This is a genomic window from Curtobacterium sp. NPDC098951, assembly GCF_044759965.1.
Taxonomy (GTDB): domain Bacteria; phylum Actinomycetota; class Actinomycetes; order Actinomycetales; family Microbacteriaceae; genus Curtobacterium.
The window spans coordinates 426,223-445,900 of sequence record NZ_JBIWAG010000003.1; the positions used below are offsets into that span (position 1 = coordinate 426,223).

Annotated in this window: 27 protein-coding genes; 26 read left to right on the forward strand and 1 reads right to left on the reverse strand. The window is 69.1% G+C overall.

All coding sequences use genetic code 11. The annotated features are described in order from the left end of the window. Nucleotides 1-9: 9 nt before the first annotated feature. Entirely contained in the window at nt 10-597 is a 588-nt protein-coding gene (locus ACIQUC_RS11030) for a GNAT family N-acetyltransferase (RefSeq protein WP_402266706.1), read from the reverse strand. Nucleotides 598-845: 248 nt separating this feature from the next. Between ACIQUC_RS11030 and ACIQUC_RS11035 the strand changes: the two genes are divergently transcribed. From ACIQUC_RS11035 to map, 26 genes are all read left to right on the forward strand, one after another. Beyond that, nucleotides 846-4,526 carry an Ig-like domain-containing protein gene (locus ACIQUC_RS11035; RefSeq protein ID WP_402266709.1) on the forward strand — a complete coding sequence of 1,227 codons (3,681 nt, stop codon included), beginning with the start codon at nt 846-848 and terminating at the stop codon, nt 4,524-4,526. Nucleotides 4,527-4,625: 99 nt separating this feature from the next. Next, complete coding sequence (locus ACIQUC_RS11040; RefSeq protein ID WP_402266712.1) at nt 4,626-5,600, forward strand: DNA topoisomerase IB; 975 nt, start codon at nt 4,626-4,628, stop codon at nt 5,598-5,600. Between the two features lie 80 nt (nt 5,601-5,680). Next, nucleotides 5,681-6,493, forward strand: coding sequence for a DarT ssDNA thymidine ADP-ribosyltransferase family protein (locus tag ACIQUC_RS11045; protein WP_402266715.1), 813 nt, complete (start codon nt 5,681-5,683; stop codon nt 6,491-6,493). Nucleotides 6,494-7,014: 521 nt separating this feature from the next. After that, nucleotides 7,015-7,323 carry a 30S ribosomal protein S10 gene (rpsJ, locus tag ACIQUC_RS11050; RefSeq protein WP_022903286.1) on the forward strand — a complete coding sequence of 103 codons (309 nt, stop codon included), beginning with the start codon at nt 7,015-7,017 and terminating at the stop codon, nt 7,321-7,323. A gap of 13 nt (nt 7,324-7,336) precedes the next feature. Then, nucleotides 7,337-7,990, forward strand: coding sequence for a 50S ribosomal protein L3 (gene rplC / locus ACIQUC_RS11055; protein WP_022906340.1), 654 nt, complete (start codon nt 7,337-7,339; stop codon nt 7,988-7,990). Nucleotides 7,991-7,992: 2 nt separating this feature from the next. After that, complete coding sequence (gene rplD, locus ACIQUC_RS11060) at nt 7,993-8,652, forward strand: 50S ribosomal protein L4 (protein ID WP_031261771.1); 660 nt, start codon at nt 7,993-7,995, stop codon at nt 8,650-8,652. Then, nucleotides 8,649-8,948, forward strand: coding sequence for a 50S ribosomal protein L23 (rplW, locus tag ACIQUC_RS11065; protein WP_022903283.1), 300 nt, complete (start codon nt 8,649-8,651; stop codon nt 8,946-8,948). Before rplD ends, rplW begins: the two co-directional genes overlap by 4 nt. A gap of 19 nt (nt 8,949-8,967) precedes the next feature. Beyond that, nucleotides 8,968-9,807, forward strand: coding sequence for a 50S ribosomal protein L2 (rplB, locus tag ACIQUC_RS11070; RefSeq protein ID WP_022906342.1), 840 nt, complete (start codon nt 8,968-8,970; stop codon nt 9,805-9,807). An 11-nt stretch (nt 9,808-9,818) separates the two neighbouring features. Continuing rightward, on the forward strand, nt 9,819-10,100 hold the full coding sequence (gene rpsS / locus ACIQUC_RS11075; RefSeq protein ID WP_022906343.1) for a 30S ribosomal protein S19: 282 nt from the start codon (nt 9,819-9,821) through the stop codon (nt 10,098-10,100). 25 nt (nt 10,101-10,125) lie between these two features. Continuing rightward, on the forward strand, nt 10,126-10,518 hold the full coding sequence (gene rplV / locus ACIQUC_RS11080) for a 50S ribosomal protein L22 (RefSeq protein ID WP_022906344.1): 393 nt from the start codon (nt 10,126-10,128) through the stop codon (nt 10,516-10,518). Beyond that, entirely contained in the window at nt 10,518-11,315 is a 798-nt protein-coding gene (gene rpsC / locus ACIQUC_RS11085; RefSeq protein ID WP_022906345.1) for a 30S ribosomal protein S3, read from the forward strand. The genes rplV and rpsC overlap by 1 nt, the downstream gene beginning before the upstream one ends. A 2-nt stretch (nt 11,316-11,317) precedes the next feature. Beyond that, a complete protein-coding gene (gene rplP / locus ACIQUC_RS11090) occupies nt 11,318-11,737 on the forward strand; it encodes a 50S ribosomal protein L16 (protein WP_022906346.1) in 420 nt (139 codons plus the stop codon). Next, on the forward strand, nt 11,737-12,057 hold the full coding sequence (gene rpmC, locus ACIQUC_RS11095) for a 50S ribosomal protein L29 (protein WP_022906347.1): 321 nt from the start codon (nt 11,737-11,739) through the stop codon (nt 12,055-12,057). The genes rplP and rpmC overlap by 1 nt, the downstream gene beginning before the upstream one ends. Then, nucleotides 12,057-12,341: a 30S ribosomal protein S17 gene (gene rpsQ / locus ACIQUC_RS11100; protein ID WP_022906348.1), complete on the forward strand. Its 285-nt coding sequence runs from the start codon at nt 12,057-12,059 to the stop codon at nt 12,339-12,341. The genes rpmC and rpsQ overlap by 1 nt, the downstream gene beginning before the upstream one ends. 31 nt (nt 12,342-12,372) lie before the next feature. Further along, nucleotides 12,373-12,741: a 50S ribosomal protein L14 gene (gene rplN / locus ACIQUC_RS11105; protein ID WP_017885523.1), complete on the forward strand. Its 369-nt coding sequence runs from the start codon at nt 12,373-12,375 to the stop codon at nt 12,739-12,741. A gap of 3 nt (nt 12,742-12,744) precedes the next feature. Further along, nucleotides 12,745-13,104: a 50S ribosomal protein L24 gene (gene rplX / locus ACIQUC_RS11110; RefSeq protein ID WP_022906349.1), complete on the forward strand. Its 360-nt coding sequence runs from the start codon at nt 12,745-12,747 to the stop codon at nt 13,102-13,104. Further along, nucleotides 13,104-13,694 (forward strand): 50S ribosomal protein L5, encoded by a 591-nt coding sequence (rplE, locus tag ACIQUC_RS11115; protein WP_022906350.1) that lies wholly within the window; start codon nt 13,104-13,106, stop codon nt 13,692-13,694. The genes rplX and rplE overlap by 1 nt, the downstream gene beginning before the upstream one ends. 153 nt (nt 13,695-13,847) lie before the next feature. After that, nucleotides 13,848-14,246 (forward strand): 30S ribosomal protein S8, encoded by a 399-nt coding sequence (rpsH, locus tag ACIQUC_RS11120; RefSeq protein ID WP_022906351.1) that lies wholly within the window; start codon nt 13,848-13,850, stop codon nt 14,244-14,246. 6 nt (nt 14,247-14,252) lie between these two features. Beyond that, nucleotides 14,253-14,789 (forward strand): 50S ribosomal protein L6, encoded by a 537-nt coding sequence (gene rplF / locus ACIQUC_RS11125; RefSeq protein WP_031261772.1) that lies wholly within the window; start codon nt 14,253-14,255, stop codon nt 14,787-14,789. Between the two features lie 2 nt (nt 14,790-14,791). Beyond that, nucleotides 14,792-15,166, forward strand: coding sequence for a 50S ribosomal protein L18 (rplR, locus tag ACIQUC_RS11130; RefSeq protein WP_031261773.1), 375 nt, complete (start codon nt 14,792-14,794; stop codon nt 15,164-15,166). Then, complete coding sequence (rpsE, locus tag ACIQUC_RS11135) at nt 15,163-15,963, forward strand: 30S ribosomal protein S5 (protein WP_402266728.1); 801 nt, start codon at nt 15,163-15,165, stop codon at nt 15,961-15,963. The genes rplR and rpsE overlap by 4 nt, the downstream gene beginning before the upstream one ends. Beyond that, nucleotides 15,963-16,148: a 50S ribosomal protein L30 gene (gene rpmD, locus ACIQUC_RS11140; RefSeq protein ID WP_022906355.1), complete on the forward strand. Its 186-nt coding sequence runs from the start codon at nt 15,963-15,965 to the stop codon at nt 16,146-16,148. Before rpsE ends, rpmD begins: the two co-directional genes overlap by 1 nt. Further along, entirely contained in the window at nt 16,145-16,609 is a 465-nt protein-coding gene (gene rplO, locus ACIQUC_RS11145) for a 50S ribosomal protein L15 (RefSeq protein WP_022906356.1), read from the forward strand. Before rpmD ends, rplO begins: the two co-directional genes overlap by 4 nt. 147 nt (nt 16,610-16,756) lie before the next feature. Continuing rightward, nucleotides 16,757-18,079 (forward strand): preprotein translocase subunit SecY, encoded by a 1,323-nt coding sequence (secY, locus tag ACIQUC_RS11150; protein ID WP_022906357.1) that lies wholly within the window; start codon nt 16,757-16,759, stop codon nt 18,077-18,079. Continuing rightward, the gene (locus ACIQUC_RS11155) at nt 18,076-18,666 is read left to right on the forward strand and encodes an adenylate kinase (RefSeq protein WP_402266733.1); all 591 of its coding nucleotides are present in this window, start codon (nt 18,076-18,078) and stop codon (nt 18,664-18,666) included. The genes secY and ACIQUC_RS11155 overlap by 4 nt, the downstream gene beginning before the upstream one ends. Nucleotides 18,667-18,727: 61 nt before the next feature. Next, the gene (gene map, locus ACIQUC_RS11160) at nt 18,728-19,507 is read left to right on the forward strand and encodes a type I methionyl aminopeptidase (RefSeq protein ID WP_042723668.1); all 780 of its coding nucleotides are present in this window, start codon (nt 18,728-18,730) and stop codon (nt 19,505-19,507) included. The last annotated feature ends 171 nt before the right edge of the window (nt 19,508-19,678 follow it).

Genomic DNA, 19,678 nt, shown 5'->3' on the forward strand with positions numbered 1-19,678 from the left:
CCGTCCACCTCAGGCCGGCTGCACCGCCCGCGTCACGACCCAGCGGTGCGTGCCGATCGCGCGGTCGCGGGTGAACCCGAAGCGCTCGAAGGTGGACAGCGCGCCGTGGAACAGGAACCCGGCCGGCACCGCCCCTGCGGGCTCCGGGTAGCCCTCCACGACACCCCCACCGGCGGCGGCGATGAGGTCGATCGCGCCACCGAGCGCCGCGGTCGCGACCCCCTGTCGTCGGTGCCCCGCTCGGACGTAGTTGCAGCCGATGCGCCAGTCGGGTCCCGCCCCGGCGTGCGACCGTTCGTACTCGCGACGGTTCTTGATGCGCACGACCTCGGTGACCGGACCGAACTGGCACCACCCGACGCACCGGTCGTCGGCGAAGACCAACGCTGCGTGCGTGGTGCCGGCGAGGACCCGGGCGTACTTGCGCGCCCGGTTGCGGCCGGCGTCGCGTGCCGGCCCCTCGTCGTGGAAGCCGATGCAGAAGCACCCGCTCGGGAAGCCGTCGCTCGTGCTGCAGAGCTCCTCGAAGGCGTCCCACGTCGACGGGTCGAGCGCACGCACGGTGTACGACGCCGGGGGTCGGGCAACGGTGACCATGGCCGAAGCGTAGGCCGCCCGACGACCGTCCGGGCGAAGCCGCACAGTTGTCCCCACAAGGTGGGACGCGGTGTACCCCGGTCGGGGTGTTGTTGCGGTTTCCCGCAGCTCGATACCGTCGAGTCGCGGGACCGCACCGGTCCCGTGTGGTGACCCGAACACCCGCCTTCCCCGTCGCAGCGCCCCCTGCCTGCGCGGATGCTGTCGCGCGCGCTCCGGGTCCCTGATCGTCGACCCGAAGGATCAGCGTGTCTGCACAGCACCGTGCCCCCGCGCGCCGCCGCCCCGCCCGCCTGCTCGCGGGAGCTGCCGTCACCGCGCTGGTCGCGGGGAGCGCAGTCCTCCTGACCCCGCAGCTGGCATCGGCCGCCGCACCGTTCCCCGCGACGACGCTCTACGCGACCGTCTCCGGTTCCTCGACGGTCTACGCCGTGGACCGGACGAGCGGCGCCGCGACCCCCGCCGTGACGGCGCCGGGCAACGCGACCGGTCTCAACCAGATCGGCATCTCCGGCGACGGTGACGAGCTGTTCATGACCAACAGCACCACGGTCTTCGAGTACACCGCGTCGACGGACTCCTGGGAGACCGCCGCCCGGCCGAACCCGCCGTTGGTCCCGAACCAGATGGGCGGGGTGGACCCGAAGAGCGGCAAGTTCTTCTTCGGCGGGCTGTCGAACGGCTCGACGTTCAGCTTCACGTCCTACGACCCGGACACGAACACCATCTCGTCGAACGTCACCTCGGTGACGGCGGCGAACCCTCCCGGCGGCAACGGCGACCTCGCCTTCGACCGGCAGGGCAACCTCTACTTCATGTCGAGCAGTGACACCGCGGCGCAGCTGTACCGCGTCGACGCGGCCGACCTCGGTGGTGGGTCCACGACGGCGGTCGCCGTCGGGCCGGTGATCACGCCGGCGTCCCGCCTGACGTCCCTCGCCTTCGGCGACGACGGGTACCTGTACATCGCGGGCTCGACCGCGAACACGTTCCTGCAGGTCAACCCGGTCACCGGGGCCACCGTCGCGCAGCGCAGCATCAACCAGGGCGGCACCGCGCTGGCCGTCACCGACCTCGGCTCCCGGGCCGTCCCGTCGACCGGCGCCGCATCCGGTGGGTTCACGGACGGCAAGGCGAAGCCGAGCGACCAGCTGACCATCAGCGTCGGCGGCGGTGATGTCCCCAAGCCGGCGACCGCCACGACGTCCGACGGCAACGACCAGGTGACGGCGGGTCCGATCATCCTGCTCCCGGGCCAGTCGTACACGGTGACGCAGTCGCCCGGCAACACCTCCACCGACCCGGCGGACTACGACACGTCCTACGTCTGCACGAACCTGACGGACAAGTCCGTCGTCTCCTCGGGGAAGGGCACCGAGGCACCGTTCACGGTCCCGACCTCCGGCGGTGACGTGAGCTGCGCGTTCTCGAACCCGCTGAAGCCGAAGGTCGAGAACAGCTCGTCCACCGCCAACACCCCGGGCCAGCCCGCGACCGTCGACGTGCTGCAGGGCGCGACGGGCGACATCGACCCGACCACCGTGCAGCTGACCGCACCGGACGTCGCCGGCTCGACCGTGCGCGACGGCGGCAAGACCCTCACGGTCCCCGGCCAGGGCGTCTGGACCGTCGACCCGACGAGCGGTGCCGTGACCTTCACCCCGGAGGACGGCTTCACGAAGAACCCGACCCCGGTCACGTACACCGTCGCGGACACCCGCGGGAACCAGACCCAGGGGCAGGTGTCGGTCACCTACCGAGGTGCGGCGCAGGACGACGTGGCGACCACCGACCAGGGCGAGGCCGTCACCATCGACGTCCTCGACAACGACCAGGGGGGCACCGTCGCCACGTCGGTCGTGTTCCCCACCGCCGGTCAGCCCGACGGTGCCACGGTCTCCGACGACGCTCGCACGCTGAGCGTCCCCGGAGTGGGCACCTGGACGGCCGGCCCGACGACCGGTGCGGTGACCTTCACCCCGGAACCGACGTTCCGCGGGGACGCCTCGCCCGTGACGTACCGCGTGGCGGACGCCGACGGCGGCACGTCGACGGCGCAGATCGCGGTCTCCGTCGCGCCAGTCCGTCCCCGGGTAGCCGACGACACCACGACCACGCAGCAGAACACCCCGGTCACGGTCGACGTCGCCGGGGACGCCGCTTCCGGCGTCGAGCGCGGCACACCGATCGACCCGACGTCCGTCGTGTTCCCCACCTCCGGGCAACCGGACGGCGCGACGGTGTCGGACGGTGGGAAAGCGCTCACGGTCCCCGGCGAGGGTGTGTACACGGTCGACCCGGACAGCGGGAAGGTGACGTTCACCCCGGCGCAGGGCTCCACGGGCACCACCGCCCCGGTGACGTACCAGGTCAGTGACACCGGCGGTCAGTCGGCGACCGGCACCATCGTGGTGCGCGTCACCGCGGTCGCACCGACGGCGGCACCGGACAGCGCGACGACCTCGCAGGGCGAGGCGACCACGATCGACGTCCTCCGCGACGACACCGCCGGGAACGCCGGCACGCCGCTCGACCCCGCCACCGTGGTGTTCCCCGCGACGGGGCAGCCCGCCGGTGCGACCGTCTCGGACAGCGGCAAGGCGCTCACCGTCCCCGGTCAGGGCGTGTACACGGTGCACCCCGACGGCACGGTGACGTTCACGCCGGAGCCGACCTTCCGCGGACCCGGTTCGGCCGTCACCTACCAGGTCGCCGACGTGGACGGGACCACCACCTCCTCGACCGTCGCGGTCACCGTCACGCCGGTCGGCCCGGTCGCCGAGGACGACACCGCCGCCACCGCGCAGAACACCCCCGTGACGGTCGTCGCCCCGGGGAACGACCGGCCCGGTGTCCGCGGCGGTACCCCGATCGACCCGACCTTGGTCGTGTTCCCCACCGCCGGGCAGCCCGCGGGCGCGGTCGTCTCCGCGGACGGGCGCGCCCTGACCGTCACCGGCGAGGGCGTGTACACGGCGGACCCGACCACGGGTTCGGTGCTGTTCACCCCGGTGCGGGGCTGGGCCGGCACGGCGTCGACCGTGACCTACCGGATCGGTGACACCGGTGGGCAGACGGCCACCGCCACCATCAGCGTCACCGTCACCCCCGTGGCGCCCACGGCCCGTCCCGACACCGCCCGGACGGCCGCGGACACCGCGGTGACCGTCGCGGTGCTCGGCAACGACGGTGCCGGCAACGCCCGCACGCCGATCGTGCCCGGGTCGGTCCGTCTGGTGGACGCAGACGGCGCACCGATCACCTCGCTCGCGGTGCCCGGGAAGGGGACCTTCACGGTGGACACCACCACCGGTGCGGTCACCTTCGCACCGGTGGCGGGCTTCACCGGCACGCTCGAGGTCCCGTACACGATCACCGACCGGGACGGCGGCACGGCCTCGTCGACGATCACCGTGACGGTGGGTGCGGCCCCGGTGGCGACGAACGACACCCGGACCGGCACGCCCGGCGAGCCGCTGACGGTGGACGTCCTCGGCAACGACGTGGCCGGCTCGACCCCGATCGACCCCGCGTCCGTGCGCCTGGTCGACCCGGAGACGGGCGAGCTCGTCACCACGGTGACGATCCCGGAGCACGGGACCTTCACGGTGGGCGAGGACGGCACGGTCACGTTCACCCCGGTCCCCGGCTTCAGCGGCACCGTGGCGGTCCCGTACTCCGTCGCGGGTGAGGACGGGAGCCGCACCGCCGCGACCCTGACCATCACCTACCCGGCGGCGCCGGTCGTGCCGGGCATCGCGGTGAACCCCGCAGCCGGTGGCGGCGTCGTCGTGACCGGCCCGGACGGCGGGCGGCTCGCCTTCACGGGCACCGACGTCGTCTGGCAGGGCTCCGTCGCGGCGCTCCTGCTCCTGGCGGCCGGTGGCACGGTCCTCGTGCTCCGTCGTCGTCGGCTGACGGGGCGGTAGCCGACCGGACGACGGACAGGAGGCGCGGTGCCGGCTGGCACCGCGCCTCCCGTCCGTCACCGGGTCCGGTCACAGGCGGTGGCGAGTTGCATCGGGGACGTGACACGTCTCCGCCGCTCCGCGACCAACGGTGGCTACCACCGCGTCCGCAGCGGGCGTGGGTTCTCGTACCGTGCCCCGGACGGCACCACCGTGACCGACCCCGCGGTCCGACAGCGCCTCGAGGACCTCGTCATCCCGCCGGCGTGGGACGACGTCTGGATCTCGCCGTACGAGAACGGCCACATCCTCGCGACCGGCATCGACGGGGCCGGGCGGCGCCAGTACATGTACCACCCCTCCTGGCGGGAGCGGATGGACCGGATCAAGTACGACCGTGCCCTCGCACTCGCCGAGTCCCTGCCGGTGGCCCGCCGCGGTGTCACCATCGACCTGCGGCGTCCGGAGCCGGACAAGCAGCGTGCGCTGGCCGCGGCCTTCCGGATGCTCGACCAGGGCTCGCTCCGGGTCGGTTCGGAGCGCTACGCCACCGAGCACGGCAGCCGGGGCCTGTCGACCCTGCTGTGCGCCCACGCGCACGTCTCCGGCAACGACATCGAGCTGGACTTCCCGGGCAAGAGCGGCCAGGAGTGGTCCTCGTCGATCCACGACCCGGACCTCGCGACGGTGATCGCCGGCATGAAGCGACGGGGCCCGAACGCCCGGCTCCTGTCGTTCCGCGAGCGGCGCGGCGCCGAGTGGGAGCCCCTCTCCGCCGAGGACATCAACGAGTACGTCAAGGACCGGGCGGGCGAGGAGTTCACCGCGAAGGACTTCCGCACGCTGCACGGCACCGTCGCCGCGGCGGTCGACCTGGCGGTCACCGGCCCGCAGCCGTCCGACGCGAAGCGGAAGAAGGCCGTGTCGCACGCGGTCAAGGTCGCGAGCGAGGAACTCGGCAACACCCCGACGGTGTGTCGACAGAGCTACATCGACCCTCGCCTCATCGACGCCTACCACCACGGCGAGACCATCGACCCGGCACGGACCCACGCCGCCGAGTCCGAGGTCCGCGCACTGCTCTACCGACAGTGACCGGGAAGGGGCTGCGATGACGTACCGTTGGACCTCGTGCCCGAACACCCCCACCCGGGCACGGAAGGACCCCACCAGTCGTGACTGACGAGTGCATCCACGGATTCCCCACCGAACTCTGCGACATCTGCGCGCCACGCCAGCGCGAGGCGGCAGAGACCCCCACCACCCCGACCCCGCGCCGCACCCGGATCACCACCTCGCTCCGGACCGTCCCCGGTCAGGCGGCGGCCCCGGCGTCCTCGCTGCGGTCCCCGGTGCCCGACCTGCCGGAGGCGCGTGACTTCGCCTCGCTCCGCGCGCACCACGTGACCCACGTGGACAACCTCGACGACATCGTGGGGTCCGGTGCGATCCTCGCGTCGGACGCCGTGACGCCCGTCGTCGACGTCGCCTCCGCCGAGGCCCGGGCCGCCCGCGCCGCCGCGACGGCCCCCGACGGCTCGCCGGTCGCCGCGCACGTGCCCTTCACCCTGTCGCCCGACGCGACGCGCTGGGACGAGCTCCGCACCGGCGCCGAGGGGGAGCGGTGGTCCGACGCGGCCCGCCGGACCCGCGCGACGGAGTACATCATGCTCGTCGTGCCGGTGTCGGCCTTCGGGGCGTCGGTCATCGTCGCCGACCAGGACGCCGACGCCGACGACGTCCGGTTCGCCGTCGGACCGGAGGCCGCGACCAACCTCATCCGTCGCACGGACTTCACCGACCCGGAGATGCACGGCCTCGAGCTGCTCGCGGGCCCGAGCGTGCCGTTCTCCGCCGTCGCGGTGATCGGCGTCCCGAACGACCGCGTCCGCCAGAGCGTCAAGGCGGTCCTCAAGGACCACGGCGGACACGCGCCGCGCGTCGCGGTCTTCCCGCCGTGGTTCGTCCCCCCGGTCGTCGCCGAGTAGTCCGGAACGACCGTTCGCCACATGCCCTCCGGACCCGCTCCGGAGGGCATGCTGCGTGACGGGGGCGAGCCGCGCCTCCTGGCCGTCGATCCGCATGGATCCGCGGGAACCGGCCCGTTCCGACACGCCCGTGAATCGCGACACGCCCGGGTTGCACGGATGCCGTGCCTATGCGAGACTTGTCCGGTTCCGAATTCCGCGTGCGTTCGCGTGCGCAGGATCACTGCTCTGGCAGTGCACAACCCCCCTGTCCAGCAGGGCTGGGTTGGGCCGCAGGCAGCAGAACACGATCGACTCCCCACCAAGCGTGACGGGCACTGCTGTGCCCGGACCGTGCGGGAGACGACATGCCCACGCTGAACGGCCCAGGTCGCTCCGCGCGGTTGACACGAGAACAGCGGTCATCCCCAGCGGATGCGGCCGGTTGGTTCACAGAAAACAGCCAAGCCCTGCAGGAATGCACGGTGACGGCGGCGTCAGGCGGCCCGAGGGTGCGCGGCGCAGAGAGGACAAAGAGACACATGGCGGGACAGAAGATCCGCATCCGGCTCAAGTCGTACGACCACGAGGTCATCGACACGTCGGCCCGGAAGATCGTCGACACGGTGACCCGTGCCGGTGCGACCGTGGTCGGCCCGGTGCCGCTCCCCACCGAGAAGAACGTGGTCACCGTGATCCGTTCTCCCCACAAGTACAAGGACTCGCGCGAGCACTTCGAGAAGCGCACGCACAAGCGAGTCATCGACATCGTCGACCCGACGCCGAAGGCCGTCGACTCGCTCATGCGACTCGACCTCCCGGCCGACGTCAACATCGAGATCAAGCTGTAAGGGGGCTGGACTGATGGCGAACTCAACCAAGACCGTCAAGGGCCTCCTCGGCAAGAAGCTCGGGATGACCCAGGTGTGGGACGAGAACAACAAGTTCATCCCCGTCACCGTGATCGAGGTCGGCCCGAACGTGGTCACCCAGATCCGCAACGTCGAGCGCGACGGCTACGAGGCGATCCAGATCGCCGCCGGCGCCATCGACCCGCGCAAGGTCAACAAGCCGGCCGCCGGCCACTTCGAGGCCGCCGGGGTCACCCCGCGCCGCACCCTCACGGAGATCCGCACCAACGACTCCGCTGAGTACTCGCTCGGCCAGGAGCTCACCGTCGACACGTTCGAGGCGGGCCAGAAGGTCGACGTCGTCGGCACCTCCAAGGGCAAGGGCTTCGCCGGTGTCATGAAGCGCCACGGCTTCGCCGGTGTGTCCGCTTCGCACGGTGCCCACCGCAACCACCGCAAGCCCGGTTCCATCGGTGCTTCGTCGACCCCGTCGCGTGTCTTCAAGGGCATGCGCATGGCCGGTCGCATGGGTGGCGAGCGTGTGACCGTCCTCAACCTCACGGTGCACGCCGTCGACGCCGAGAAGGGTCTGCTGCTCGTCAAGGGCGCCGTCCCCGGTGCTCGCGGTCGCTCCGTCTTCGTCCGCACCGCCGTGAAGGGTAAGTGATCATGGCCACCACGACCGCAACCACGATCGACGTCCTCGACGCATCGGGCGTCAAGTCCGGCTCCGTCGAGCTCCCCGCCGAGCTCTTCGACGTCGAGACCAACGTCCCGCTGATCCACCAGGTCGTCACCGCGCAGCTCGCAGCCGCGCGTCAGGGCACCCACAAGACCAAGAACCGCGGCGAGGTCCGCGGTGCTGGTCGCAAGCCGTTCAAGCAGAAGGGCACCGGCCGCTCCCGTCAGGGTTCGGTCCGCGCACCGGAGCACACCGGCGGTGGCGTCGTCCACGGACCGACCCCGCGCGACTACTCGCAGCGCACCCCGAAGAAGATGATCGCCGCTGCTCTGCTCGGCTCGCTCTCGGACCGCGCCCGCGGTGGCCGCATCTCCGCTGTGGAGGGCTTCGTCGCGGCCGATGTGCCGTCGACCAAGACCGCCCGCACGCTCCTCGAGAAGGTCGCGCCCGTCAAGCACGTGCTGATCGTGCTCGAGCAGGACGACGAACTCACGCTCAAGTCGATCCGCAACCTGCCGAACGTCCACGCGCTCTCGTACGGCCAGCTCAACGCCTACGACGTGCTCAAGGCCGACGCGCTCGTCTTCAGCAAGAGCGCACTCGACGCCTTCATCGCGTCGAAGACCGCGAAGGAGATCTCCGCATGAGCGGCTTCAACAAGGACCCGCGCGACATCATCATCTCGCCGGTCGTCTCGGAGAAGAGCTACGGCCTGATCGACCAGGGCAAGTACACGTTCATCGTGGACCCCCGCTCGAACAAGACCGAGATCAAGCTCGCCATCGAGAAGATCTTCGACGTCAAGGTCGCGAGCATCAACACGCTGAACCGTCCGGGCAAGACCCGTCGCACGCGCTTCGGCATGGGCAAGCGCAAGGACACCAAGCGTGCCATCGTGACGCTCAAGTCCGGTTCGATCGACATCTTCACGGCTGTCGGCTGAGGACCTTAAGGGATTAATCATGGCTATTCGTAACTACAAGCCGACGACCCCCGGTCGTCGCGGCTCGTCGGTCGCCGACTTCGCTGAGATCACCCGGTCGACGCCGGAGAAGTCGCTGCTCCGCCCGCTGCCGAAGACCGGTGGCCGCAACAGCTCCGGTCGCATCACAACCCGTCACATCGGTGGTGGCCACAAGCGCCAGTACCGCGTGATCGACTTCCGTCGTCACGACAAGGACGGCGTCGACGCCAAGGTCGCACACATCGAGTACGACCCGAACCGCACCGCGCGCATCGCGCTCCTGCACTACGTGGACGGCACGAAGCGCTACATCATCGCGCCGAACAAGCTCAAGCAGGGCGACGTCATCGAGCAGGGCCCCGGCGCCGACATCAAGCCCGGCAACAACCTGCCGCTCCGCAACATCCCGGTGGGTACGGTCGTGCACGCGATCGAGCTCCGCCCCGGTGGCGGCGCGAAGATGGCCCGCTCGGCCGGCGCCTCGGTGCGTCTCGTCGCCAAGGACGGCCCCTACGCGCAGCTCCGTCTGCCGTCGGGCGAGGTCCGCAACGTCGACGCCCGCTGCCGCGCCACGATCGGCGAGGTCGGCAACGCCGAGCAGTCGAACATCAACTGGGGCAAGGCCGGCCGCATGCGCTGGAAGGGCGTCCGCCCGACCGTCCGTGGTGTCGCGATGAACCCGGTCGACCACCCGCACGGTGGTGGCGAGGGCAAGACCTCCGGTGGCCGTCACCCGGTCAGCCCGTGGGGTCAGGCCGAGGGTCGCACGCGCAAGCCGAACAAGCCGAGCGACAAGCTCATCGTCCGTCGCCGTAACGCCGGCAAGAAGCGCAAGTAGGAGTTCAGAAGATGCCACGCAGTCTGAAGAAGGGCCCCTTCGTCGACGAGCACCTGCTCCGCAAGGTCGTCACGCAGAACGAGGCCAACACCAAGAACGTGATCCGTACCTGGTCGCGTCGCTCGATGATCATCCCGAACATGCTCGGGCACACGATCGCCGTGCACGACGGCCGCAAGCACATCCCGGTGTTCGTCACCGAGTCGATGGTCGGTCACAAGCTCGGCGAGTTCGCGCCGACCCGCACCTTCCGTGGTCACGTGAAGGACGACAAGAAGGGCCGTCGCCGCTAAGGCGGCGACGCAGAGGAGGAACGAAATGGTGGAGTCGATCGCACGCGTGCGACACATCCGCGTCACGCCTCAGAAGGCCCGTCGCGTCATCGAGCTGATCCGCGGCAAGCAGGCCCACGAGGCCCTCGCCATCCTGAAGTTCGCCCCCCAGGGCGCTTCGGAGCCCGTGTACAAGCTGGTCGCCTCGGCGATCGCGAACGCCCGGGTGAAGGCGGACTCGACGAACAGCTTCCTCGACGAGCGCGACCTCTACGTGAGCCGCGTCTTCGTCGACGAAGGCACGACCCTGAAGCGGTTCCAGCCGCGCGCCCAGGGCCGCGCCTTCCGCATCAACAAGCGCACCAGCCACATCACGGTCGTCCTCGCGACGCCGGATGAGGTCGAGGCTGCCGCGACGAGCAAGAAGGCGAGCAAGTAATGGGCCAGAAGGTCAACCCGTACGGCTTCCGTCTCGGGATCACGACGGACCACGTCTCGCACTGGTTCACCGACAGCACGAAGCCGGGTCAGCGCTACGCCGACTACGTGGCCGAGGACATCAAGGTGCGCGAGTACCTGAAGAAGACCCTCGACCGTGCCGGCGTCGCCCGCATCGAGCTCGAGCGCACCCGTGACCGCGTCCGCGTGGACATCCACACCGCGCGTCCGGGCATCGTCATCGGTCGCCGTGGCGCCGAGGCGGAGCGCGTCCGTGGGGAGCTCGAGAAGCTCACCAAGAAGCAGATCCAGCTCAACATCCTCGAGGTCAAGAACCCCGAGACCGAGGCCCAGCTCGTCGCGCAGGGCATCGCCGAGCAGCTCTCCGCTCGTGTCGCGTTCCGTCGCGCCATGCGCAAGGGCCTGCAGGGTGCGCAGCGCGCCGGCGCCAAGGGTGTGCGCATCCAGGTGTCGGGTCGTCTCGGCGGCGCCGAGATGTCGCGCTCGGAGTTCTACCGCGAGGGCCGCGTGCCCCTGCACACGCTCCGCGCGAACATCGACTACGGCTTCTACGAGGCCCGGACCACGTTCGGCCGCATCGGCGTGAAGGTCTGGATCTACAAGGGCGACATCACGAACAAGGAGCTCGCTCGCGAGCAGGCGAACCAGCGTTCGTCGCGCCCCGAGCGTCGTGGCGGCCCCCGTGGCGAGCGCGGCGACCGCCGTGGCGGCGACCGCGGTGGACGCCAGCAGCAGGCTCCGCAGGACGCGCCGGCCGGCGCAGGAGTTGAGGCGTAACCATGCTTATTCCCCGTCGAGTCAAGCACCGCAAGCAGCACCACCCGAAGCGTTCGGGCCAGGCCACCGGTGGCACCAAGGTGTCGTTCGGTGACTACGGCATCCAGGCGCTCACGCCCGCTTACGTGACCAACCGTCAGATCGAGTCCGCTCGTATCGCCATGACGCGTCACATCAAGCGTGGCGGCAAGGTGTGGATCAACATCTACCCGGACCGTCCGCTCACGAAGAAGCCGGCCGAGACCCGCATGGGTTCCGGTAAGGGTTCCCCCGAGTGGTGGGTCGCCAACGTCAAGCCGGGCCGTGTGCTCTTCGAGCTCTCCGGCGTCAACGAGGACATCGCCCGCGAGGCGCTGACCCGTGCAATCCACAAGCTGCCCCTCAAGGCACGCATCATCAAGCGCGAGGAGGGCGACGCATAATGGCGATCGGTTCCAAGGAGCTCCGTCCGACGGAGCTCGACACGTTCGAGAACGAGCGTCTTGCTGACGAACTGAAGAAGGCCAAGGAGGAGCTCTTCAACCTCCGCTTCCAGTCGGCCACCGGCCAGCTGGAGAGCCACGGTCGTCTCCGTGCCGTCAAGCGCGACATCGCTCGCATCTACACCGTCCTCCGCGAGCGCGAGCTCGGCATCCGTGCCACCCCCGCGCCCGTCGAGACCGCCCCCAAGGCCAAGAAGACGACCAAGAAGGCTGAGAAGCCGGCTGAGTCGGCCGAGGCCGAGACCGCCGAGGAGAAGTAATGGCGAACGAAGAGAAGACCTCCGCCGCCTCCGCTCGCGGCTACCGCAAGACGCGTCGTGGCTACGTCACGAGCGACAAGATGGACAAGACCATCGTGGTCGAGGTCGAGGACCGCGTGAAGCACGCGCTCTACGGCAAGATCATCCGTCGCACGTCCAAGGTGAAGGCCCACGACGAGCTCGGCACCGCTGGTGTCGGCGACCTCGTCGTGATCAGCGAGACCCGTCCCCTCAGCGCTTCCAAGCGCTGGCGCCTGGTCGAGATCCTCGAGAAGGCCAAGTAGGCCCAGGCCTACTTCGGAATAGGAGACAGCAGTGATTCAGCAGGAATCCCGCCTCAAGGTCGCCGACAACACGGGTGCCAAGGAGATCTTGACCATCCGCGTGCTCGGTGGCTCGGGTCGTCGCTACGCCGGTCTCGGTGACGTCATCGTCGCCACGGTGAAGGACGCCATCCCCGGCGGCAACGTGAAGAAGGGTGACGTCGTCAAGGCGGTCATCGTTCGCACCAAGAAGGAGACCCGTCGTCAGGACGGCTCCTACATCAAGTTCGACGAGAACGCGGCAGTGATCCTCAAGGCCGACGGCGACCCGCGCGGTACGCGCATCTTCGGTCCGGTCGGTCGCGAGCTCCGTGACAAGAAGTTCATGAAGATCATCTCGCTCGCGCCGGAGGTGCTGTAAGCCATGGCGAACATCAAGAAGGGTGACCTGGTCCAGGTCATCACGGGTGCCAAGCAGGAGCGCGGCGGTGACCGTGGCAAGCAGGGCAAGGTCATCGAGGTCCTCAAGGACAAGAACCGCGTCGTCGTCGAGGGCGTGAACTTCGTCACGAAGCACGTCCGCGTCGGCCAGACGCAGCGCGGCTCGAAGACCGGTGGCATCGAGCAGCACGAGGCTCCGATCCACGTGTCGAACGTCGCCATCGTCGACCCGAAGACCAAGAAGCCGACCCGCGTCGGTTTCCGCAACGAAGAGGTGGAGAAGGACGGCGTCAAGAAGACCGTCCGAGTCCGCTACGCCAAGAAGTCGGGTGAGAAGCTCTGATGACCGACACGACTGCCGCGCCGGCGACCAAGGTCGAGCCGCGCCTCAAGCAGAAGTACAAGAACGAGATCAAGGCTGCCCTCACCGAGCAGTTCGGGTACGCGAACGTCAACCAGGTCCCCGGCCTGGTCAAGGTCGTCGTGAACACCGGTGTCGGTGAGGCCGCTCGCGACTCGAAGATCATCGAGGGGGCCATCAAGGACCTCACGGCGATCACGGGTCAGAAGCCCCAGGTCACGAAGGCCCGCAAGTCCATCGCGCAGTTCAAGCTGCGTGAGGGCCAGGCCATCGGCGCGCACGTCACCCTCCGTGGTGACCGCGCGTGGGAGTTCATCGACCGTCTCGTGACCCTCGCACTGCCCCGCATCCGCGACTTCCGCGGTCTCAGCGACAAGCAGTTCGACGGCAACGGCAACTACACGTTCGGTCTCACGGAGCAGTCCGTGTTCCACGAGATCGACCAGGACCGCATCGACCGCGTGCGTGGCTTCGACATCACCGTCGTGACCACCGCGAAGTCGGACGACGAGGGCCGCGCGCTGCTCCGCCAGCTCGGGTTCCCGTTCCGTTCTGCCGAGCAGACGGTCTAAGATACTTCGGGCGGTGCGGGCCGGAGGATTCACGTCCTCCGGCCCGCACGCACGAACACACCGATCCAGGGGAACCGCCCCAGGATCACCCGATCGCTCAGGTCGGCATTCGTGGAACGGGTGTCGAAACCAGGCGAAGAATGGACGACCATCATGACGATGACCGATCCGGTCGCAGACATGCTGACCAGATTGCGGAACGCGAACTCGGCGCACCACGATGCCGTCTCGCTTCCCAGCTCCAAGCTGAAGAAGAACATCGCTGAGATCCTCAAGCGCGAGGGCTACATCAGCGAGTGGAAGATCGAGGACGCCCGCGTGGGCGAGACCCTCACGATCGACCTGAAGTACGGCCCCGAGCGCGAGCGTTCGATCGCCGGCATCAAGCGCGTCTCGAAGCCCGGTCTCCGGGTGTACGCGAAGTCGACGGAGATCCCCCAGGTCCTCGGTGGCCTCGGCGTGGCGATCCTCTCGACCTCGTCGGGACTGCTCACCGACCGCGAAGCCGAGCAGAAGGGCGTGGGTGGGGAAGTCCTCGCCTACGTGTGGTGACCGACAATGTCTCGTATCGGACGTCTTCCCATTGACATCCCCGCTGGCGTGACCGTCTCCATCGACGGTCAGAACGTCGCGGTCAAGGGCCCGAAGGGCGAGCTCGCGCTCGTCGTCGCGGAGCCCATCCAGGCCAAGGTCGAGGAGAACCAGGTCCTCGTCACCCGACCGGACGACGAGCGCAGCTCGCGTGCGCTCCACGGCCTGACCCGCACCCTCATCGCGAACAACATCGTCGGCGTGACCCAGGGCTACTCCAAGGGCCTCGAGGTCGTCGGCACCGGTTACCGCGTGCAGGCGAAGGGCAACAACGTCGAGTTCGCGCTCGGCTACTCCCACCCGATCACGGTCGAGCCGCCCGCGGGCATCAGCTTCGCCGTCGAGGGCAACAACAAGCTGACCGTCAACGGCATCGACAAGCAGTCCGTCGGCGAGGTCGCTGCAAACATCCGCAAGCTGCGCAAGCCCGAGCCCTACAAGGGCAAGGGTGTCCGCTACGCCGGCGAGATCGTGCGCCGCAAGGCCGGAAAGTCAGGTAAGTGATCATGGGTCTCCTCAAGACACGAGGGAAGAGCAAGTCGGCCGCCAAGGCGCGCCGTCACAACCGCCTCCGCAAGAAGATCACCGGCACCGAGGCCCGTCCGCGTCTCGCTGTCACCCGTTCGGCGCGTCACGTGTTCGTCCAGGTCATCGACGACGCCAAGGGCCACACGCTGGCCAGCGCGTCGACGATGGAGGCCGACCTCCGTACGTTCGACGGCGACAAGACCGCCAAGGCCCGTCGTGTCGGCGAACTCCTCGCCGAGCGCGCGAAGGCCGCTGGCGTCGAGGCCGTGGTCTTCGACCGCGGTGGTAGCAAGTACGCCGGTCGCGTCGCCGCGATCGCCGACGGTGCCCGTGAAGGAGGGCTGAACCTGTGAGCGACATCGCGAACACGAACGAAGACGCCAACGTCGAGACGACCGAGGCCGTCGAGACGACCGAGGCCGAGGCCACGAGCACCACGGCCCCCGCGGCCAAGGAGCCCGAGGTCCCCGTCGTCGAGCGCCCCGTCGAGACCGCAGCCGGTTCGGCATCGAACAACCGCGACTCCGCCGACAACCGTGGCCGCCGTGGTGGCGGCCGCGACCGTCAGCAGGGTGGCGGCCGTGGCAACGACCGCAACGGTCGGGGTGGCGACAGCCAGTTCCTCGAGCGCGTCGTGACCATCAACCGCGTCTCCAAGGTCGTCAAGGGTGGTCGTCGCTTCAGCTTCACCGCGCTCGTCGTCGTCGGTGACGGCAACGGTCTCGTGGGTGTCGGCTACGGCAAGGCCCGCGAGGTCCCGACCGCCATCTCGAAGGGCGTCGAGGAAGCGAAGAAGAACTTCTTCCGCGTCCCGCGCGTCGGCAACACGATCCCGCACCCGGTGCAGGGCGAGGCCGCTGCCGGCGTCGTGCTCCTCCGTCCGGCCGCTGCCGGTACCGGTGTCATCGCCGGTGGTCCGGTCCGCGCCGTCCTCGAGTGCGCTGGCATCCACGACGTCCTGAGCAAGTCGCTCGGTTCGTCGAACACCATCAACATCGTGCACGCGACCGTCGAGGCGCTGCAGCAGCTCGAGGAGCCCCGTGCGGTCGCAAGCCGTCGCGGTCTCCCCGTCGACCGGGTCGTCCCGGACCGTCTGCTCCAGGCCGAGGCCGCTGCTCTGCGTGCCGCGTCCGAGAAGGCAGGTGCGTGATGGCGATGCTGAAGATCACGCAGACGAAGTCCGTTATCAGCGAGAAGCAGTACCAGCGCGACACGCTCCGCAGCCTGGGTCTCAAGCGCATCGGCCGTACGGTCCTGCGTGAGGACAACGCCCAGAACCGCGGGTACGTCGCAACGGTCGCGCACCTCGTGAAGGTCGAGGAGGTCGACGCATGAGCGACGAGAAGAACGAGCGCGTGCAGGTCCTGAAGCTGCACCACCTCCGTCCGGCAGAGGGCGCCAAGAAGGCGCGCACCCGCGTCGGTCGTGGTGAGGGCTCCAAGGGCAAGACCGCCGGCCGTGGTACCAAGGGCCAGAAGGCTCGTTACCAGGTCAAGGTCGGCTTCGAGGGTGGGCAGATGCCGCTGCACATGCGCACCCCGAAGCTCCGCGGGTTCAAGAACCCGTTCCGTGTCGAGTACCAGGTCGTGAACCTGGACAAGATCGCGGAGCTCTACCCCAACGGTGGCGACGTCACCGTCGCGGACCTGGTCGCCAAGGGCGCCGTCCGCAAGAACGAGAAGGTCAAGGTTCTCGGTCAGGGTGACATCAGCGTGAAGCTGACGGTCTCGGTCGACAAGGTCTCGGCGTCCGCCGCCGAGAAGATCGCGGCTGCTGGCGGCACCGTCTCCCAGTAACCCCCGTCGGCGGCCCGTGCGTTTGCGCACGGGCCGCCGTTACGGTTTCCTTGACAGTGGTCGGCGTCCGCCGGCCAGGTCGGTCCTGCCGACCGCACCGGTGACGGCCCCTCGACGGGCCGCCGGTCCCAGAAGTTCGGAGTCCTCGTGTTCAGAGCGGTCGCGCGCATCATGCGCACCCCAGATCTTCGCAAGAAGATCGGCTTCACCCTCGCGATCATCGCGCTGTTCCGCCTGGGGTCGTACATCCCCGCGCCGTTCGTCGACTACGCATCCGTGCAGACCTGTCTCGCCAGCGCATCGTCGCAGCAGGGTCTCTACGACCTGATCAACCTCTTCTCCGGCGGCGCGCTGCTGAAGCTGTCGGTCTTCGCGCTCGGCATCATGCCGTACATCACGTCGTCGATCATCGTGCAGCTGCTCCGCGTGGTCATCCCGCACTTCGACGCCCTCTACAAGGAGGGGCAGTCCGGTCAGGCGAAGCTGACGCAGTACACGCGCTACCTCACCATCGCGCTCGGCGTGCTGCAGTCCACCACCCTGATCACGGTCGCCCGTTCCGGCGCCCTGTTCGGCACCAACGCCTCGGCCTCCTGCTCGTCGATCATCTCGAACGACAGCTGGTACGCGATCATGCTCATGGTCGTCACGCTGACCGCCGGTACCGGCCTCATCATGTGGATGGGCGAGCTCGTCACCGAGCGCGGCATCGGCAACGGCATGTCGCTCCTGATCTTCACGTCCATCGCGGCGCAGTTCCCCTCGGCGCTCTGGGCGATCGAGCAGTCGAACGGCTTCGAGCTCTTCCTGTTCGTCATCCTCGTCGGCCTGGTCATCATGATGGCCGTCGTGTTCGTCGAGCAGTCGCAGCGACGGATCCCGGTGCAGTACGCCAAGCGGATGGTCGGTCGTCGCACCTACGGCGGCAACAACACGTACATCCCGATCAAGGTGAACATGGCCGGCGTCGTGCCCGTCATCTTCGCCTCGTCGCTGCTCTACCTGCCGGCCCTGGTCGCGCAGTTCAACCAACCCTCCGACGGCAGCGAGCCGGCGGCCTGGGTGACCTGGATCCAGAACAACCTGACCTCGGGTGACAACTGGTTCTACATGGTCCTGTACTTCCTGCTCATCGTCGGGTTCACGTACTTCTACGTCGCGATCACCTTCAACCCCGAAGAGGTCGCCGACAACATGAAGAAGTACGGCGGCTTCATCCCGGGCATCCGGGCCGGCCGTCCGACGGCCGAGTACCTCGACTACGTCCTGACCCGGGTGACGTTGCCCGGCTCCCTGTACCTCGGTCTCATCGCACTGATCCCGCTGGCGGCGCTGGCGTTCTTCGGTGCGAACCAGAACTTCCCGTTCGGTGGCGCGAGCATCCTCATCATCGTGGGTGTCGGCCTCGAGACCGTGAAGCAGATCGACTCGCAGCTGCAGCAGCGTCACTACGAAGGGCTTCTCCGTTGAGCGCACGTCTCATCATCGTCGGACCTCCCGGAGCCGGGAAGGGCACCCAGGCCGGTCGCATCGCCGACGCGTTCGGGATCCCCGCCGTCTCGACGGGTGACATCTTCCGCAAGAACGTCGCAGAGGGCACCCCGCTCGGCGTCCAGGCGAAGGCGATCATGGACGCGGGCGACTACGTCCCCGACTCGCTCACGAACGAACTCGTGAAGTCCCGCCTGCACGAGGCGGACGCCGAGCACGGCTTCCTGCTCGACGGGTACCCCCGCACGGTCGGACAGGTCGAGTACCTCGACGCGCTGCTCGCCGAGCAGGGCACCGGCATCGACGCGGTCATCCAGCTCGTCGCCGACCAGGACGAGCTCGTCGGCCGGCTGCTGAAGCGTGCCGAGGAGCAGGGCCGGAGCGACGACAACGAGGAGACCATCCGTCGTCGTCAGCAGGTGTACACGGAGCAGACCGCACCGATCGTCGGCGCGTACGGCGAGCGTGGGCTCGTCCTCGACGTGGACGGCCTCGGCGGCATCGACGAGGTCGGGGACCGGATCCAGGCCGCGCTGTCCGCACGTGGGCTGACCGCGGGCGTCTGACACGAGCGTGGTGCGCTTCCGCAAGCCGTCGATCTACAAGACGCCGGACGAGCTCCGCGCGATGGTGCGCCCGGGGCTGCTCACGCACGACGCGCTGACGGCCGTCCGTGCGGCGATCCGTCCCGGTGTCACGACGCTGGAGCTGGACACGATCGCCGAGCGGACCATCCGTGAGGGCGGCGGGATCCCGAACTTCCAGCTGGTACCGGGCTACCGGCACACGCTGTGCGTGTCCGTGAACGACGAGATCGTGCACGGCATCCCCGGGGAGCGCGTGCTCCAGCCGGGCGACGTCGTGTCGGTCGACGCCGGAGCCGAGGTCGACGGCTGGAACGGTGACAGTGCGTTCACGGTCGTCGTACCGGGCGGTGACGCCGGGGTCACCGCGGCTCGGCAGACGCTCTGCGACACCACCGAGCGTGCGCTCTGGCACGGCATCGCCGCGCTCGCGCACGCGAAGCACCTGCACGAGGTCGGCGCCGTCATCGAGGACGCCATCGACGAGACCGGTGCGTGGGGCATCGTCGAGGACTACACCGGCCACGGCATCGGACGCTCGATGCACGAGGACCCGCCGGTCTTCAACTACCGCGTGCGCGGTGCCGGCCCGGTGGTCAAGCCCGGGCTCGTCGTGGCGATCGAACCGATGGTCACGGCCGGCACGATCGACAGCTCGACGGACGACGACGACTGGACGGTCCGCACTCTCGACGGTTCCGACGCGGCGCACTGGGAGCACAGCATCGCGGTGCACGCGGACGGCATCTGGGTGCTGACCGCCGCGGACGGCGGCGCGGCGGGCCTGGCCCCGCTGGGTGTGACGCCCGTCCCGATCCCGTAGATCGCGCCCGTCGCGCGGTGCGCGTCCGCTGTCCGGGAGGCGCTGGTCGGCCCGGTCACGCGCCTCCCGGCCGCCGTGCGCGTGCGTCCACGGCATGCGTCCGTCGGCTCGGCACGTCACGCCCGCGACGCTCGCCGCCGCACGACGCGGTCGTCGCCGGCCGTGCCCGAG